15 protein-coding genes and 4 pseudogenes are annotated in these 17,938 nt (G+C 47.9%); 16 read left to right on the top strand and 3 right to left on the bottom strand.

Annotated elements, in window-relative coordinates; translation table 11 throughout:
• The first annotated feature begins 67 nt into the window (after positions 1–67).
• The 12 genes and pseudogenes from FNL97_RS00975 to FNL97_RS18190 all read left to right on the top strand — a co-directional run bounded on the left by FNL97_RS00975 (position 68) and on the right by FNL97_RS18190 (position 13,201).
• A pseudogene (locus tag FNL97_RS00975) lies at positions 68–1,344 on the top strand (IS110 family RNA-guided transposase).
• A gap of 512 nt (positions 1,345–1,856) precedes the next feature.
• On the top strand, positions 1,857–2,180 hold the full coding sequence (locus tag FNL97_RS00980; protein WP_143414833.1) for a hypothetical protein: 324 nt from the start codon (positions 1,857–1,859) through the stop codon (positions 2,178–2,180).
• The gene (locus tag FNL97_RS17840; protein ID WP_172713559.1) at positions 2,177–2,344 is read left to right on the top strand and encodes a hypothetical protein; all 168 of its coding nucleotides are present in this window, start codon (positions 2,177–2,179) and stop codon (positions 2,342–2,344) included. The genes FNL97_RS00980 and FNL97_RS17840 overlap by 4 nt, the downstream gene beginning before the upstream one ends.
• 471 nt (positions 2,345–2,815) lie before the next feature.
• Positions 2,816–3,568, top strand: a complete 753-nt coding sequence (locus FNL97_RS00985) for a hypothetical protein (RefSeq protein WP_143414834.1) — start codon at positions 2,816–2,818, stop codon at positions 3,566–3,568.
• A gap of 26 nt (positions 3,569–3,594) precedes the next feature.
• A pseudogene (locus tag FNL97_RS00990) lies at positions 3,595–4,779 on the top strand (glycosyltransferase family 2 protein); the annotation flags it as partial.
• A 121-nt stretch (positions 4,780–4,900) separates the two neighbouring features.
• Positions 4,901–6,427, top strand: a complete 1,527-nt coding sequence (locus tag FNL97_RS00995; RefSeq protein WP_143414836.1) for a YifB family Mg chelatase-like AAA ATPase — start codon at positions 4,901–4,903, stop codon at positions 6,425–6,427.
• Between the two features lie 5 nt (positions 6,428–6,432).
• Positions 6,433–6,693, top strand: a pseudogene (locus FNL97_RS01000) (transposase); the annotation flags it as partial.
• A gap of 154 nt (positions 6,694–6,847) precedes the next feature.
• A complete protein-coding gene (locus FNL97_RS01005; RefSeq protein ID WP_143414837.1) occupies positions 6,848–7,702 on the top strand; it encodes an Rpn family recombination-promoting nuclease/putative transposase in 855 nt (284 codons plus the stop codon).
• 149 nt (positions 7,703–7,851) lie between these two features.
• Positions 7,852–8,316 carry a DMT family transporter gene (locus tag FNL97_RS01010; RefSeq protein WP_286173573.1) on the top strand — a complete coding sequence of 155 codons (465 nt, stop codon included), beginning with the start codon at positions 7,852–7,854 and terminating at the stop codon, positions 8,314–8,316.
• 514 nt (positions 8,317–8,830) lie between these two features.
• The gene (locus tag FNL97_RS01015; RefSeq protein ID WP_143414838.1) at positions 8,831–10,153 is read left to right on the top strand and encodes a radical SAM/SPASM domain-containing protein; all 1,323 of its coding nucleotides are present in this window, start codon (positions 8,831–8,833) and stop codon (positions 10,151–10,153) included.
• 596 nt (positions 10,154–10,749) lie between these two features.
• Positions 10,750–12,516, top strand: a complete 1,767-nt coding sequence (locus FNL97_RS01020; protein WP_015865249.1) for a GmrSD restriction endonuclease domain-containing protein — start codon at positions 10,750–10,752, stop codon at positions 12,514–12,516.
• 304 nt (positions 12,517–12,820) lie between these two features.
• Positions 12,821–13,201, top strand: a complete 381-nt coding sequence (locus FNL97_RS18190) for a hypothetical protein (protein ID WP_286173431.1) — start codon at positions 12,821–12,823, stop codon at positions 13,199–13,201.
• Between the two features lie 139 nt (positions 13,202–13,340).
• Here FNL97_RS18190 and FNL97_RS01030 read toward each other — a convergent pair whose 3' ends face one another.
• Both FNL97_RS01030 and FNL97_RS01035 read right to left on the bottom strand, forming a co-directional pair.
• On the bottom strand, positions 13,341–14,297 hold the full coding sequence (locus FNL97_RS01030) for an RpnC/YadD family protein (protein WP_143414839.1): 957 nt from the start codon (positions 14,295–14,297) through the stop codon (positions 13,341–13,343).
• 170 nt (positions 14,298–14,467) lie between these two features.
• Complete coding sequence (locus FNL97_RS01035; RefSeq protein ID WP_015865247.1) at positions 14,468–14,965, bottom strand: L,D-transpeptidase family protein; 498 nt, start codon at positions 14,963–14,965, stop codon at positions 14,468–14,470.
• A gap of 233 nt (positions 14,966–15,198) precedes the next feature.
• Here FNL97_RS01035 and FNL97_RS01040 point away from each other — a divergent pair, with 233 nt between their 5' ends.
• Positions 15,199–15,399: a hypothetical protein gene (locus tag FNL97_RS01040; protein WP_011232749.1), complete on the top strand. Its 201-nt coding sequence runs from the start codon at positions 15,199–15,201 to the stop codon at positions 15,397–15,399.
• Positions 15,400–15,442: 43 nt separating this feature from the next.
• On the opposite strand, the gene FNL97_RS01045 is transcribed toward FNL97_RS01040, so the two are convergent.
• Positions 15,443–15,916 carry a hypothetical protein gene (locus FNL97_RS01045; RefSeq protein WP_011232748.1) on the bottom strand — a complete coding sequence of 158 codons (474 nt, stop codon included), beginning with the start codon at positions 15,914–15,916 and terminating at the stop codon, positions 15,443–15,445.
• Between the two features lie 35 nt (positions 15,917–15,951).
• Between FNL97_RS01045 and FNL97_RS01050 the strand changes: the two are divergent.
• From FNL97_RS01050 to FNL97_RS18195, 3 genes and pseudogenes are all read left to right on the top strand, one after another.
• A pseudogene (locus FNL97_RS01050) lies at positions 15,952–16,360 on the top strand (macro domain-containing protein); the annotation flags it as partial.
• A 275-nt stretch (positions 16,361–16,635) separates the two neighbouring features.
• Entirely contained in the window at positions 16,636–17,607 is a 972-nt protein-coding gene (locus tag FNL97_RS01055) for an MTP-1 family protein (protein ID WP_143414840.1), read from the top strand.
• A gap of 131 nt (positions 17,608–17,738) precedes the next feature.
• Positions 17,739–17,864 carry a hypothetical protein gene (locus FNL97_RS18195; protein ID WP_257722313.1) on the top strand — a complete coding sequence of 42 codons (126 nt, stop codon included), beginning with the start codon at positions 17,739–17,741 and terminating at the stop codon, positions 17,862–17,864.
• The last annotated feature ends 74 nt before the right edge of the window (positions 17,865–17,938 follow it).

Below are 17,938 nucleotides of genomic sequence, written 5' to 3' on the forward strand. Positions count from 1 at the left end.
TTGGTATGATTCGGGGGTGTCAATCGCACGAATTGACCCCTAATTTGGATACCAAGGAGGACTATACATGAATTCTATCTCAAACAAGAAGATTAATCAAGTCACCGATCAAACGCTCGTCGTTGGCATGGATATCGCGAAAAAGAAGCATTACGCCTGCTTTGTGGATGAGCGAGGGAGGGTGCTGAAAAAATCGTTTCCCGTTCCGCAATCCAGAGAAGGGTTGGAATGGTTGTACCAGTGCATCGTGAAAGCGATGGAGGAATTTGAAAAAACGGAAGTGATCGTTGGCATCGAGCCAACGGGACATTATTGGCTCAATCTCGCTTACTTTCTTGACGAGAAGGGCATTCCTCTCGTCATGACAAACCCGATGCACGTGAAGCGATCCAAAGAGCTGGACGACAATCTTCCAACCAAGCATGATGCGAAAGACGCGCTCGTCATTGCCCGGTTAGTGAAAGACGGCCGATTCAGCTATCCGCGCATTCTGAAAGGGATGGAGGCGGATCTGCGCGTAGGGGCGACATTTCGCTCCAAATTGGTGGAAGAACAGGGAGCGATTCGAAATCAAATGATTCGCTGGCTTGATCGATATTTTCCGGAGTTTTCCCAAGTCTTCCCGTCATTTGGGAAAATGGCGCTCGCGGTGCTGGAATATACGCCATTTCCGAGTGATCTGGCAGGAAAAGAACTAGAAGAGGTGCTGGCCCTTTACCGGCAAAGTGAGGGATTACAATCGCCACAAAAACCGAAAGCGAAGAAGCTCATAGAACTGGCCCAACACTCCATTGGCGTAACGGAAGGACAACAGATGGCCCGTATTGAAATCGCCACGCTTGTCCGCCGGTACCGCCAACTGGAAGAAGAAATCGAGGCACTGACAGAGCAGCTGATCGAACTCGTACAGACATCGGTCGAGTACGATGGTTGAAGATCGTTCCGGGCTTAGGCGATGCGACCATCGTGGAACTGTTATCAGAGATCGGGAGTTTCTCCCATTATCAGGATCCGCGGCAGCTTATCCAATTAGCGGGCCTGACGCTGCGGGAACATTCCTCCGGCCAACACAAAGGGCAAAAACGGATCTCGAAGCGTGGAAGAAGGCGGTTGCGCGCCCTTCTGTTCCGGGTGATGATGCCGATGATCCGCCACAACGAAGCGTTTCGGCAGCTGCACGACTATTACACGACACGTCCTGATAATCCGTTGCGGAAGAAGCAATCGATTGTGGTGTTATGCGGAAAATTATTGAAGGTATTGCACGCTGTATGTACGAAGCACCAAGCGTTCGATGCGAAGCGAATGATGCAGGACATCTTTGGCCTCGAAACGGCTGCTTGATGCCTATAGTCTCGATTCTCTAGACAACAAGGATGACACGGAGAAGCTGGCGCGATATCATCCATTCGACCTTGAGTCCCTAAAGGAGCTTAGCCAGCCTCTGCCTGATGACTAGACCGAACGAAGGAATGTAGGCACAAGGATGCCAAGAGACATGGGAGGGTTCGTCATCATCAGCGATGCAGAGATCCACGGTGCATCCCATACGCTTCCCCCCACTACAACCAAATTTAACCAGTAGTGGCCGCGAAGCGTACCCAGTCAATGTAAGATATACACATATTTAAGAAATAATGTTAGAAACTTTGTCGAAAAAATTTTTTTGACACCCCTGAAACGGCTACAACCGTTGATATATCAACATTTATAGAGGAAGGTCATAAGTAGTATTGGGAGGTATGTATCAACAGCTGGCAAAGTGTATATGGCGGTTTAAAAGTACAGAGGTTGGCGGTGCATAAATACATATAGGGCTTTACATGGAGTGGCGGGTATGATAGGCTGGCTTTGCCGTGCGAAAACCTTGGTTGGTGCCTGTCACCACCCGAAGCAGTGAAAGCGGAAATAAGAACGAACAGCCAAAACAAACGGAGAAAAATCGGCCTCTCGCCCATGAAGAAGCGGAACAGCTTGTTCGTGACTATTTAAATATTGACAGTACGACATCTAACGTATTTGTTAAATATGATCATGATAATGAACGTGGTCATTATGTCTTTCAAGTGTATGAGTTAGTAATAGATAACTACGAGACAAAAGAAGGCCATACAGCGACAATAGGCTGGTATGCGGTGGATCCTGTGAATAAAACCGTTTATGATGCTTTAGGCGAGTGAGTAGATTCGTGCCGTTGGCGGCAAAAGGAATGACAGCGAAAGATATTGCCGCTTTCACTGGTCTTGCCGAGGAAGAAGTTCGAAAATGGATGGAATATTGCAGCGCATTGTTTCTCCTCGAGTTTTTTCAAAAGAGAAGGAGAGCCGGTCACCATAAGAAGTGAACGGCTCTCCTTTTTGTCTTGTTATCTGGAAAGCAGGCGGAAGGTTTTCCTGCTTATTTTTTGTGTTTCCCTTCTGTTTTCACGTATTTTTTCATAAAAAATGATGAGTGATGTAAGCATGCACATGTTTCTCCTATTTTTCCTCCCAAGTCCTCTAGACGAACACCATTTTTTAGAGAAAGTATTTTCCAATCATGGGATGGCAGCCTGTAGATTTGAAATTTTTATCGGATGATCAACGGATTTCGTGCAGATGGTTTCTGTTGCGACGCGGAACATCATGATGGAAATTTGTTTGATGGAAAAAGTGGAATATTTTTGTGAAAAAGCTCATATTGTTGTTATTACGATGGCTATAGTAAAATAATGTGGAGACGTGACAAATGGCAATCCAAAAGGACATTTGGTTTTTGGTGGCTGCTTTATTTAGCAGGAGTAACGCGGAATGACCATACGAAAATAGGAGGAGCGATGAAACAAAAATTTAGTTGGCTGTATATCGGCATCTGTTTGCTTTTTCCGGTTAGTGTGAACTATATATTTCCAAAAGATCAAGTCCTTGCCGTGGTGATTCAGTATGTGTTGGCCATTTTCTTTTTTGCCGTTTTATCCCGCAGGCAGGGCTTTGTTTTACTTATTGCTTATATCGTGGCCACAGCGCTGGCTGGATTAGTCAAGGCATTGATAAGCGGATGGAACACGGACATTCAGCTGCAAGCCATCTTTCATCATATCGTTATGATGTTTCATATTGTCATGGTGTATATATGTCTGTATTGGCTGAAGGGGTTGGAAGAGGAAAATCGCCATCTCAAAGAACAAGTAGTTGCATTCATGAAGTATGTTGGTTCTTCGAAAGTATTGACGAAGCAAGAGTTTGAAGAGAGAAGGGCTCTTGTCAATAAGGCAATGGAACGGCGCGGAGAGAAGGGATATGAAATTTATTTTTCGTTGGAGTCTATTCCTGTTTCCGTTCGCAGCGCTCTGTTTGATCAATTAACCGCTTTGGCGGTTCGGACATTCCGCGAAAGATATGACTTGGTGGGAAAATGGGATGATACGACGTTTGTCGTTTTATTGCAAAATACGGATGAAAAAGGAATGAGGATCGCGATGGATCGCTATTTTTCTAAAATAAAAGAGACGATCCATATTGAAGAAGAAGAGATCGTGAAAGAAGTCAAGGAAATTGGATCCATAACGGAGGAGGTGGGCTCTTCATGAACACTTTGTTTATGGTTATTTCCTCCGTGTTTTCGATTGTTCTGCTGTACTACTCCGTTTTGACGGTATTTGGCTTATATTATCGCTTGAAGCGAAAGAAGCGAATGGCATTGGACCGCTATCCAAGTGTAGATGTGTTGATTCCAGCCCATAACGAAGGAAAAGTCATCGGGAAAACGTTAGAAGCGATGGTGAAATTACAATATCCTGGAAAGCTGAACATCTATGTTTTAAATGACAATTCAGAGGACGATACGGGTGCGATCGCCGATGCGTTTGCGGAAAGATTTAAGCATATTCATCACATTCGTGTTCCACAAGGATTTCCAAAAGGAAAATCGAGAGTGTTAAATTATGGGCTCGAAATCTCCGATTCCGAATATTTTGCCGTGTATGATGCAGATAATCAGCCGGAACCTCAGGCGCTAACCTTGCTTGTAGAGGCAGCCGAAACCACGGCTGGAGCAGTGGGGGCGGTTGGTTACGTCAGAACGGTGAATGAGCAAAAAAATTGGCTTACTCGCATGATATCGTTGGAGTTTCAAGTGTTTCAGCTATTAATGCAAGCGGGAAGATGGTTTTTATTTCGGACGGGGTCATTGACAGGAACCAATATGTTGGTGAAGCGTTCGGTGATCGAAGAAGTGGGAAATTACGATGTATACGCATTGGCGGAAGACGCTGAACTGACGCTGCGAATTACAAGGGCAGGAGGATTGCTTCCGATTGTTCCGGAATCGGTGACGTGGGAACAGGAACCGGAGAAACTGAATGTTCTGATCCGGCAGCGAACACGATGGCTGCAAGGAAATCTCTATGTGCTCGAAAAAATGTTCTCATCCTTTGATTATTATAAAGGAAGAGTGCTTGTCCACACGCTCCAGCAGCTGTTGGTATATGTCATATTTTTAATGTTGCTCATTATTTCAGACTTCTTATTCATTTTGGGTATTTTCGGATACGTAAGCTTAACGGTGGAACTGCCGATGTGGATGATATGGTATGTTTCTTATTTGGTTCATACGGTGCAGCTATTTAGCGTTCAGGCCGCGGAAAGAACGTTTTCGCCGTTGAATTTGTTCATTGGCTTTATTTTATATTTTACGTATTCGCAATTGTTTATTGTGTTGTTTTTCCGCAGCCTGTTTTATTATTTAAAAGCGAAGAGACGGAATGCGGTGATATCGTGGGAAAAGACCATTCGATTTTAATTTGGGTTTGGTGCCTGTCACCACCCGAAATTTGTCGAAATATTGGTAATTGAAAGATAAAGGAGAGGGTATTACAATGATGGGTGAGAACTAATGTTCTGTGATTGGGAGGGATGGATGAGTGACGGTGAAGATTTTAAGCATTGGGTTGAGGGGGTTAGAAGGGTATCGGGTGCAGGTGGAGGTGCAGGAGGTGCCGGGGATTGCTACGATGGTGATTGTTGGGTTGCCGGATGCGTCGGTGAAAGAGGCAAAGGAACGTGTTCTTGCTTCGCTTTATGCTTTCGGATGTGATTTTTTTGATAAAAGGCTCGTTGTTCATTTGTCTCCGCCGGAGCGGAAAAAGCATAGCCCGATGTTTGATTTGGCGATGGCGATTGGGATTTTGAAGGCAATGGGCAAGCTGACAGCGCCGGTTTCCCCCGATGCAGCGTTTTTAGGTTCATTATCGTTGGATGGAGCGATTCAGCCGGTGGATGGCATGCTTCCAGCGATATTGGCAGCAAAGAAGCTCGGTTTTCAAAAAGTATACCTTCCGTATGATTCCACACTTCCGCTTCATCATTTGAAAGATCTCGATTGTATCTTTGTTCAGACATTGGAAGAAACGGTGCAATATCTGCAAGGACAACGTGTTCTTTCGTTATCCCCAGCTTTTCGCACTCCTGAAATCATAGACCCTCCGCGAAAGCATCATCGGGATTTTCAATCGATTATTGGCCATCATCAAGCAAAGCGAGCATTGGAGATCGCAGCGGCAGGCGGACATAACGTGTTAATGGTTGGACCGCCTGGATGCGGGAAAAGTTTGTTGGCGGAAACGTTTCCGACGATTTTGCCGAGCCTTTCTCATGATGCGCAGTTAGAGGTGATCAGTTTGTACCAGCTGGCAGGGGAAAAAATCGAGAGCGGCCATCCGCCTTTTCGTCATCCGCATCATTCCGCTTCATCGGTTTCTTTAATTGGCGGGGGAACGCACCCAAAGCCTGGCGAGGTGTCGCTGGCACACCGCGGTGTTTTGTTTCTCGATGAAATGGCGGAATTTGCGAAAAAGACGCTGGATATGCTTCGCCAGCCGTTAGAGACGGGGAAAGTGACGATTAGCCGTATTTCGTCGACTGTGACATATCCCGCGGACTTTATTTTGCTTGGGGCGATGAATCCGTGTCCGTGTGGATATTTAGGCTCAAGAACACGCTATTGCACATGTAGTCCGAAACAAATTCAAGCGTATCGAAATCGTGTTTCCGGGCCGATTTATGACCGGATGGATGTTTTATTGTCATTGGAAGTCATTGATTTCACCAAAGAAACGAGGGTTTCGGAATCTTCGGAAACCATAAGGAAAAGAGTAGAAGAAGCAAGAAGAAAGCAATATGAACGTTACGGAAAAGAAATAACGAATGGGCGTGTTCCTTTTGAGTTATTAATGGAAAAAAGCCCGCTTGCCAAAAGGCAGCAACTTCTGTTGCAGCAATGGGCATCCCAACATCAATGGAGCAATCGTGTACAAACGAAAATCATTCGGTTGGCAAGGACCATTTCCGATTTAAAGGGAACCGAAGAGATAGCGGATGAATCGCTTTGGGAAGCGATGACGCTAAGATGGCTGAAAACATATACGAAGCAACAGGCAACAGCGAGGTAAAAAGAATGGGACGGCAAAAGCGGATCTGGGTGCCCCATCGGTTTTATCATATCGTTTGCCGCGGCAATCGGCGTGATCCCCTATTCAAGGAAACAAATGATTTTCTCGCTTTTCTCCATATCCTCCACCAGCTTCACGAAAAAATCCCTTTTGAAATAGCCGCATATTGCCTTATGACGAATCACTTTCACCTGCAGCTGCGCTCAAAACAGGAGCCGATTTCGAAAGTCATGGCGCTCATGAACAAACGGTATGCGAATTATTATGCAGCGTGCCTGTCACGCCCCGATATATGTCGAGATTTGTAGAAACAGAGGGTCATAGATTGGCTCTCTGCTTTTGTTTAAAAAATTCATTCCCAAGCAGGAATTTGGTTCGTTTTGTCGAAGTATGTAAAATTTTTGGAGGTGAGGTAAATGTATGGCCGTCGATCACGACCGCTTGTTTAAAGAGCTCATCACAACGTTTTTTGAAGACTTTATTCTTCTCTTTTTCCCGCAAGTGCACGAGCATATTGATTTTCACCATTTATCATTTTTATCTGAAGAACTGTTCACGGACGTGACCGCTGGGGAAAAATATCGCGTTGATTTGTTAGTGGAAACGAAGCTAAAAGGGGAAGACGGTTTAATTATCGTCCATATCGAAAACCAAAGCTACGTTCAACCATCGTTTCCAGAGCGTATGTTTATTTACTTCAGCCGCTTGTTTGAAAAATACCGCACAAACATCGTTCCGATTGCCGTCTTCAGCTACGATACCATCCGCAACGAACCATCTTCATTTACGCTTCGACTTCCATTTGGGAACATACTCCACTTCCGTTTTTTCACCGTCGAGCTGCGCAAACAAAACTGGCGTCATTATATTCGCAACGACAACCCGATCGCCGCTGCGCTGTTAAGCAAAATGGGGTATACTGAAAGTGAACGAATTGAATTGAAAAAACAATTTTTACGCATGCTTGTGCGCATGGAATTAGACGAAGCAAAGCAACGATTGTTAATCGGCTTTTTCGAAACATATGTGCAACTGTCGGATGAAGAAGAACAACAATTACGAAACGAGGTGAACAAGATGGGAACGAAAGAAAAAGAACAAGTGCTCGAATTGTTAATTTCGTATGAGCAAAAGGGATTAAAAGAGGGTGTAAAAAAAGGATTACAACAAGAAAAGCGACAAATTGCGAAAAAGATGTTGGTAAAAGGGTACGACATCCAAACGATTCACGAATTAACCGAACTGCCGATTGAAGAGATTGAAAAATTGAAATAAGGGTGTGATTGTGATGTTTAACAGAGAGCCATCGATTGCCCCTCTGTCATTTTTTTAAAGTCGTATGTAGCAGTAAGGCGGTATTTAGCAAATATGAGGATTTAGCGAGGGGAAGGAAACGATGTGCGCAATGCGGGTCTCGGTGCCGCATAGCCCCGCTACCAGAGGGTTTGGTGCCTGTCACCGCCCAAAATATGATTAAAAAAGCAACGGTCGATGCCCGTGTGATGACAGGATGGATGTTGTTGTTTGGGTCTTTGTTTTTATTTTTCATTAGTTTGTGGATGGAACCGAACGGCTTATCCAGCTTGGCAGGCGGTACGCCATCCCTATGGATGATCTTCCTTGCTTCTGCTGTATTTGCCACCGCGCTCGGCCATATGTTTTACAACAAAGCGATTCAACATATTGGCGCGGTGGAATCGGCGATTTTCATTAATTTAAATCCTTTGTTCTCTTTGCTGGGAGCTTATTTATTCCTCGGAGAATCTATTTCCCATACACAAATGGTGGGATTTATTTTGATCGTGATCGGCGTCGTCTTAGGGAGCGGTGTATTGGATGAAATCGGGACGCTTGCTCATCGCTCGAAAATGATGGGGAAAAAGTGTTGAAAAACGGAGCTTGCAGGGGCTCCGTTTTTTGGTGAGGGCCTGTCGCTTGGCGATGAAATAAGGGGATTTCCTCTGTCTGCGCAATAGACTGAATATTCAGTTCCCTGTGTGGAGAAAATCAGTCCGCTATCTATTTTATCTATCTTCCATTACCCAAAATTCTTGACGGTACCTTGCAAAACCATCATCTATGCATAAATCAACCAATGTTCACACTTCCCCCCGATTTTCTTCATTCCAGGAATGCTCCTCTAATGGGAGATTCATCTTGCCTCTGGGACATTCTGCCATTAGATCTTTCGTCCAAAGCATCTCCATTTCTTTTCCTCTTGTTTGTTCCTTGTCAAATTTTTTTCGGAAAATATCAACCTAATATTCAAAAACAAGATGGGTTTCTCGCTGTTTGTTTTTTTACAATAATTAGCGGCGCTGCGTGTGAAAGTTGGTGTTGTGACCGATGTAACAGCGGACAGCGGCAAATTTTTATTATGATGTTAAAAGGGTGTAGAGAAGCATGAAGTGGATTCCATCTCGATTTAACGCGATTTCGCAAGCGGAAAATGGTGAGCTCATTCTTTACAACAGTTATACAGGGGCGATCGGCGTTGTGGCGGAGGAAGAGAAAAAAACGGTGATGCAAGCGTTAAAGAGAAGCGGCATCGAGCGGGACTTATTGCCTGTTGAAAAAACGCTTGTCGAATGCGGATTTCTCGTCGCAGAGAGCGTAAACGAGGAACAGCGCGCGCGGTTTTTGCATCAGACGCTGCATCGGACGGATGTAATGCATCTGATTGTCCTTCCGACAGAAGCGTGTAATTTTCGCTGTACATACTGTTATCAAGATTTTTCGCGCGGAAATATGAGCCGTGATGTGATCAATGGGTTAAAACGTTTTTTGGAAAAGAAAATTCCGCGGCTCGAGCATCTTACGGTCAGCTGGTTTGGCGGTGAACCGTTGCTGGCGCTGGACATCATCAAAGAGTTAAGCGAAGCGATCGTCGAATGGACAAAGCGGCACGGCGTCACGTATCAAGCGGAAATGTCCACGAACGGCTATTATTTATCCAAAGAAACATTGCAGCGTTTATTGAAATATAAAGTGAATCGCTTTATGGTGACGCTGGATGGAAGCAAAGACGTGCATGATTCGCGCCGGGCTCTTGCGAATCGGGGGCCGACGTATGAGACCATAGTCAATCATTTGCTCGATATCCAGACGTTAGATGATTCGTTTGAAATTTACATTCGCATTAATTTTGATGAAGACAATCTTTCCCACGTTCCAGCGTTTTTAGAGGAGTTGGCCCGTTATTTTGCCGGAGACTCGCGCTTTCAAATTTTCTGCCGTCCTGTTGGAAGATGGGGCGGAGCGAACGATGAAGGGCTGCCGATCTGCGACCATCGTACCGCGGAAACGAAAATATGGGAGTTTACGGAATTAGGGATCAACAAAGGGTTGCATATGAGCTCGATTATTGAGTCGATGCTTATGCCTTCCGGGGCGGTTTGTTACGCTGCCAAGCCGCATTCGTTCGTCATTGAGGCCAACGGTCGAGTGTATAAATGTACGTGTTTCCTTGGCGAGGAATATAACCATGTCGGATGGCTTCATGCCGATGGAACGATGGATATTGATTTTGATAAATTGGCCTTATGGGTCACGTCGGGAGAAGAACAAGACGAAATGTGCCAAGCCTGTTTTTTCCGCCCGGCATGCCAAGGGAATCATTGTCCGTTGTATCGCATACGTAAAGGAGAGCGTCCTTGTCCTTATGAAAAACGAAAAATTAAACAGGTACTGCGCTTGATTCATGCGCAGCAATCGAAATCAAAGTAACGTCGGCGCGATGATGCCGCGCTGCCAGGCGGTTTGAATGCCTAACGGGATGGCAAAGGAGGAGGTGAAACGATATGCGCATTTTACGTCCAGCGGTATCGCCAGTTGCGGCGTCCAACTCGGGAAGACTTTCTAAATCCGTTCCGGGCAACTTAAAATGACAAACGTCTGATTTCCCTATGAAGATTATCGGAAGAGCGTTTCCGCGAAGGCGGTGCGCTCTTCTTTTTTCTTGCGCGCCTGTGCACTATGATTCGAAATTACCGTGTGGACTTGCCTTGAAATCCATTAAAGGTTTTTAAAAACGTAGGAAAAAGAGGAGAGAAGGAGTTAGAAAACTCTTATTATAAGGAGTCCGAGCCCTCTTTTTAAAGTAAAAAAGTGGGGAAAAGGATCCCATAAAAACTTGACTCACACTTTTCGTTGGCTGGGGGATGTTTCTGTCAAACGCTGCGCGGCAGGAGGAAAAAGAATGCCATTGTCGAAAGAATAAAGTGTTTTTTGGAAAGCAACAGGAATATGCATTGGATGATGGCATATTGGTCGATTGAATCGTATGGAAGTGTAGGGTTTTTCATGAAACGAGGGGGAAGGATATGAGCACGATTACCACGTTTGACAGTACGGTCGAAAGTTTGCTTGATTTGCTTGAAAGCATTCAGGAATGTCGAACACAGCTTCCTGATTTTCAGAGAGGCTGGGTTTGGGATGACGAGCGGATTCGGAATTTGTTGATCAGTGTTTCTCTCTCTTATCCGATCGGTGCGGTGATGATGCTGCAGACGGGAAATCCGAATGTCCGTTTTGCCTCAAGGCCGATCGAAGGGGTCGATAACGTGAACCAAGTGGAACCGGAACGGCTGATTCTTGACGGTCAACAGCGGCTGACGGCGTTGTTTCAATCATTGAAATTGAAAGCGCCTGTAGCGACAAGAGACAAGAGAGACAAGGCAATCAAACGGTTCTACTATATTGACATTGACAAAATGTTAGATCCGAACGTCGACCGAGAAGAGACGATCGTCAGTGTTCCGGAAGACCGGATCATTCGCGGACCGGGAGGGAGGGTTGTTCTTGATTGTTCTGACTTGGAGAAAGAATGCGAAGCGGGAATGCTTCCGGTGAATTTGCTTTTCGATCCTGCGGGGTTGTTGGCGTGGCAGACGCGCTATTTTTCGGATTCAACGAAAATTGCGGAACGGTCATTGAAGTGGCAAAAGTTGATGACGGACGTATTTCCCCGTTTTCAGCAATATCAAGTGCCTGTTATTATGCTTCGGAAGCCGACTCCGAAAGAGGCGGTTTGCCAAGTTTTTGAGAATGTAAACACGGGGGGCGTCTCTCTGACCGTCTTCGAGCTTCTTACCGCCACATTTGCGGCGGAAGATTTCAAGCTGAGGGATGATTGGGAAGAGAAGGAAGCAAAATTAAAGAGATCTGGAGAAATTTACAACAAAGTGTTGGCCGATATCAGCAGCACCGATTTCCTGCAGGCAGTTGCGTTGTTGGCCACGTACAATCGACGAAAAGCGGGGGAGGGTGTGGCGGTCAGCTGCAAGCGGCGCGACATCTTGCAGTTGACGTTGGCGGATTACCAAAGATGGGCGGATCGGGTAACGGAAGGGTTTATTCAGGCGGCTCAATTTTTGCATGAGCAACATGTGTTTTCTGCGCGAGATTTGCCGTACGGCACCCAGTTGATCCCGCTGGCAGCCATTTTTGTCGAGCTGGGAAAAGAGGCGCACAATGTTCGTGTCCGTGATCGAATCGCCCGTTGGTATTGGTGCGGTGTATTGGGTGAATTGTATGGAGGAGCGACGGAGACGCGGATTGCCCGTGACGTGGTGGAAGTCGTCGAATGGGTTCACGGCGGTGCGGAGCCGACGACGGTGCGGGATGCCCATTTCGCCGCTGACCGTCTCTTGACATTGCGTACTCGAAATAGTGCGGCTTACAAAGGGTTGCATGCGTTGTTCATGAGGGAAGGGGCGCGGGATTTCTTATCTGGGGTGCCGATCGATATTCAGACGTATTACGGCGAGTCGATTGATATTCACCATATTTTCCCTCGTGACTATTGCGAAAAACGGGGGATTGAGAAAACGAAGTACGACTGTATTATTAATAAAACTCCATTGTCCTATAAAACGAATCGGATGATTGGTCGTGATGCTCCAAGTGTATATTTGAAGAAACTAGAGGAGAGGAAAGGCGTTTCGGCAGCGGTGTTGGATGACATCCTGCAAACGCATGTCATTGATGTGGCATTGATAAGAGCGGATGATTTTGAGCAGTTTTTTGAAAAAAGAAGGCTGGCTCTGCTTGCGATGATCGAGCGGGTGATGGGTAAGAAAGTGGAGTGAGCGGGACGGGAGGATGTTGTAGGGGAGAGGTTTTGGTTTATATTTCAAGGAAAAGGACCTTTAGGACCTTTTTTAGCAAATGCCTTGGAACGACGTATTCGCAGGGAGATCAAAGGGGGAAAACTTGGTGGAAAAACAGGAACAGATACATTGGCTGCTGGACAGCAGACAAATGGAAATAGAATATTTATGAATTGGAAAAACTGGCGGTGCAACTGGCCGATATGCGAAGTTCGTTTGGATCGGAAGCTGTGCAGGGGTAGGGGGACGGAAAAAGACACTTTTTATCATTGGGGGAGAGGGCATGAACCAACGGCTGTTTGCGGAGGAAATGTGGAAGTCGTTGCTGGATAAGCTGTACGAAGGAAAAATGGTATCGACGTTCAAAGGGAAGGAAGCGTTTCGCGTTGTTTCGTTTTCCGATGAGGGGGTTATTGTGCGATTGAGTTCGAAGGAGAAGGATGTGTTTCTAAGCAAGAAGGCGATGGTCAATGTGATTGAGAAGCTCATCGCCCATGAAGATGGCGTGCGGAAAAAAATGGTGGACCCGGAATTCCGTCTAAAGTTAGGGCTGTTTTTGCTTCACCCGTGGATGGAGAAAGTGGTGCGCCAGGAGGAGGGGAAACGCCGTCCGTATTTGTTGTTAACGGATGAAGCCCGTCAGCGATTGGCAAGCGGCGAGTAGAGGGATTGACACACTGGGAAGTGCGCTCGCTTTGGCGGCCAAAGGCCAAGGGAAAAGTCCGACTGTTGCTTGTTCCACACGCCAAGAGCCATAGGGAAAAGACCAGTGATAAGAGCCGCACGGTTGCGGCTCTTTGGCGCTATTGGATCGGCGGCTGATCGTTGTCCATTTCCTTCGCTAGGTCGGCGACTTCGGCAACGGTCAGTCCGGTTCGTTTGGCGATCTCGTGAATGGGAAGAACATCAAGCAAATTTTTGGCGATTTCGATGGCCTTCCGTTTTTCCGTTTGCTTGATCGCCTGCTCCTTTTCTTGCATGACTCTTTGCACTGCTTGTTCTTTTTCCTGCATCACTTTCTTCAACATTTCTTCTTTTTCTTGTTCAAGTTCTTCGACTAACAGGCGAAACACTTTGTTCATTTTGATCCACTCCTTTACTTTTTCGGCGTATGACCGGTCGATGAATTTGTCTGTAGCGGTCAGAACGCCAGCGATGATGTGCAGCTGTTTCGGTTCGTCGCCGATCGCTTTCGCCAGCTCGATCGTTTTTTCGATCATCGTTTGCCGGTCGAAGCGGGTGTGCATGAGCGGCACGAGGATGAGTTTCATCGTTTCTTCCGGAGTGAGCGGTTCGCCGTTGTGGACTTTTTCTTCAATGGCATGGAAAATCGCATCGCCGTTGAATTCGCCAAGCAACACCGCTTTGGATGAAAGAAACACATCGCCGGCGTCAAGCCGTTCGCGGGCGGTCGTGACATCGCTTGTGTAGATCACAACGATGCGAATCGGGCGGATTCGTTTTTCCTGTTGATAGTATGTGTGAAGGATGCGGCAGGCATAATCAAGATACTTTAAATGGTTGTCGAGAAATCGTTCATTGCTTTCGTACTCCAGAAGCAAAATGGAATCGTCTTCGAGAAGAAACACGGTGTCGGCGCGCCGTTCATCCGCCCGTACAGACGGAAATTCGTTTGGAAGCAGTGCTTTGATCCGTGAGAGTCCGTGAAGTCCGTATACATCGAGGGCTTGGTTTTGGTACAATGCGCTCAGCGACTTGAACAAAATGTCTTTGGCGTGATGCGAGATCCCGCCTGGCATCGTCTTCACTCCATTCGCTTTTGACCTAATTATACTACTTGCCCGATCGATTGTCAGCTGCCATCGTGAGCGGAAACACGGTGTTCGTTCGGTGGGAGTGAATGACATCTTCTTGAAAAATAAAACGGGTTGTGACTCAGAACAGACGGATGAATGACGCTGTTTTGCCTTCACGGCCGGATAAACACTTCCGTTCCGTTCGGAACGATGGAGGCGAATTCGAGCACGTCTTTGTTGTGCATGCGGATGCAGCCTTTGGATACGTATTTGCCGATCGAGGACGGGTCGTTCGTGCCGTGGATGCCGTAATGGACTTTGGATAAGCTGAGCCACATGGCGCCGAACGGACCGCCCGGGTTCGGCTGGCGGTTGACGATGACAAAATCGCCGACAGGCGTGGCGGTGACCATTTTGCCGACGCCGATCGGATACGTGCGGATCGTTCGTCCCCGGTGTTTTAACGTCAGCTGGCGGCGGCTGATCGAGATGTGGATCGTGTAGGGAATCGATCCTTTCGGCGGAAGGTGGGGGATGACGATCTCCTGCCCGGGAAAGATGACGGACGCGGCGGTCAAACCATTGGCGCGAAGGAGCGCCTCAACAGATGTGCGGTAGTCGCGGGCGATGGAGGCGATCGTTTCCCCGTGTTTGACGATATGTTTGTACATGGCATTTCGCTCCTTTTTTTCGCTGGATGGAGAAAATAGCTCCGATTGATGATACATTAGTGTATGAGAAGATTCGAATAAGGTTGCTCAAATGGGAAGAGAGTCTCATGCGCATGGCATGCGGCCGCCAATGCCGTATGAACGCGCTGTGCGTTAGTCTATACTTGACAGGGAGCGTTGCCTAACGGGTGTTTCTTGTCAAAACGTGTAGGTGAAAAAGGAGGATGGCGCGAATGAGAACGTTTGTCCTAAAACCGGAAGGACAGAAGGTTGATTATGAGCTGTATGCCGAGCTCTCCCCTGTCCCGCTTGAGATCATTGACGGCGATCTCTTTTTTACGAAAGAGGAGCGGGAAAACTTGCTTAAGCTGCTGATATACAATGTCGGCATTAATCGGACGCTTGAGATCATCGAGGAATGGAAGGAGCGGTGAAAGCGGCGCCCGGTCGATATCGGGGCCGCATCGATGTTGGGGGTTACGGGCGGTAAGGGAACAAAATGTTCTTTTCCCCTTTTTCTTTGGCGACGAAGACGTCTTGATGGATTTCGAACACGCCAAAAGCGCTATGGAACGTCTGAATGACGCGGACGCGATACACGTCGTGAAGCGGTTTGTTCTCATCAGACATCGACCATGACGACAGTTTTTCCACCTCATCGATGCGGTAGTCGAACGTCTCGACGCCGAAGTCTTGCATAAAGACGTGGGCGCGGCGCTGGATGTAGACGTCTTTTGGGAATTTCTTTTTCATAAGCGGGTGAAACAGCTCCCAAGAGCTGCCAAAATCCCCTGCCTGCTCGTAGCGGTAAAACGTGTCAACGATTTCCTTTGCCTCGTTCCGTTCGTTCGAAAGAAACAGAGACAAGATCGCCACCAACACGGCGACGGCAGTGAGAACCGCCACCCCAGTCCTGGCTCGGATCGTCTTTTGGCGGTAGCGTGGGAACATGGGTCTCCTCTCCTCTCTGTTATACCATATGCACGATGGGCGGCGGCGTGGCAGCGGCGATCCGTCGGGCGGGGGGGACGTGTGATCGAGGAGGAAGCGATCCGCGTCTGTCAAGCGCAAGACCCTAAGCCCGGTGATTTGTACGTGACAGGAGCAGGCTCGCTGCCGTTTCGCGGGGTCCTTCACTTAGTGACGATGAAGCAGCCTGCAGGGGCGACGTCGTATGACATCGTTCGGGCGTGTCTCGAGCGGCTCGTCGCGCACTGTCGGGAGAACGGAATCAAGAAGGTGGCGTTGCCAGCGCTAGGGACAGGCGTCGGAAGGCTTGACAAAGAAAACGTGGCGCAGTTGTTTGTCGAGGTGTTGGGTCCGGTCGAGGATGTGGAGTTTGTGGTGGTGGATATTGATCAAGCATTCATCCGTTTTGTCCAACAGCGCCAATAAAGGGAGAAAAAGGGCCTTGACTTCGTCTTGGCCCTGCTTTTTTGGCAATGAATAACGTGTTTCCTTCTTTCTCATATCATATTATAATAAGAACACACGAATGAATGAGTTTCATTGACTTTCTCATCCGGCCGACAGGAGGTGGCATCATCGTTGATGTCCGAATGACGAAGCCGGTGTGAAAGGGAGTGGGGTTTCCTGTTCGAACCGCGATCAGGAAAAACAGCCAAAAATGCCAATGCGGGCGTTTTTGGCGCCATCCGGAGGGATGAATCATGTTATTCTCATTGCCAACATTAAAGACATGTCAAGTGTTAGTGGATGAATTTCGTTCGGCCCCACAGCCGTTTGAGCCGGAAAAACTCCGCTTTGCGGGTGTTGGGGACCGAGATGTTTATAATATTTCCGCACCGTTTGTGGATGAAGGAGAATGGGTGATCGCTGGGCGCGTCGAGGCGCGCGACAGCGAGCAATCGGAAGTGTACTTTTTCGTCGAGCGCGACGGCGTCTGGGTTCCTCGTGACGGGGCGCCGGTGTTCGCCTTGCAGGATCCGTTTGTGGCGCGCATTCACGGTCAGTTGGTGTTCGGCGGCGTGGAGACGTTTCCGCATCCGGTGTTTGACGGCGAGCTGAGCTGGTGGACGGTCTTTTACCGCGGCCGCAATATCTGCAGTTTGAAAAAGTTCGCCGAAGGGCCGGACGGAATGAAAGACATTCGCCTTGTCGAGCTGAAAGATGGCTCGATCGGCGTGTTTACCCGACCGCAAGGGGAAAAAGGCGGACGCGGGAAAATCGGGTTCACCCGCATTTTCTCGCTCGATGAGTTGACGCCGGACGTGATTGAGGCCGCGCCGATTTTGGACGCCCAATTTACGGATGAAGAATGGGGCGGCGTGAATGAGGCGCATTTGCTGGCGAACGGGCTTGTGGGGGCGCTTGGCCATATCGCTTGCTTTGACGAGCACGGCAACCGCCATTACTACCCGATGGTGTTCGTGTTGAACCCGGAGACGATGGAGCGTTCAGAGCTGGAATTGCTTGCGCTTCGCTCCCACTTTTTGGATGGTCCGGCGAAACGGCCGGATTTGGCGAACGTTGTCTTTAGCGGCGGACTCATCCGCAAAGGCGACGGCACGGCTGAGCTGTACGCCGGCGTGAGCGACGCCGAGGCGCAAAAAATTTCGCTCATCGACCCGTTTGCGAAATACGAAGCGCAAGAGCTTGATCGGATGTATGCTTCCGTTTAGCGAAAGGATCGGTGCGACAGACCTTCTCTATGAATGGGGAAGGTTGGCGGCCGGTCCTTTTTCACATTTGGCCGGCTATGTTTCTTGCCTTGTGCGAAGGGCTTCGGTTTGACATAAACGTGACTTGTTCGGTGACGGTGTATGTGCTCAATGAGGAACGGCTGTATGAGCAGGCGGATGTTCAAGTGAAAACGGGAACGGTTCGCTCCGTGTATTTTCCGGGGCTTGCAATCGACATGCCCGAATTGTTTCGTTGACAAGGTGCTGAGAGGATGGCTTGAAAGCGAACAGCGTGGGATCAATCCCACGCTGTTTTCGTGAAAATGCAGGA

Source organism: Geobacillus sp. E263 (assembly GCF_007197795.1).
Classification (GTDB): domain Bacteria; phylum Bacillota; class Bacilli; order Bacillales; family Anoxybacillaceae; genus Parageobacillus_B; species Parageobacillus_B toebii.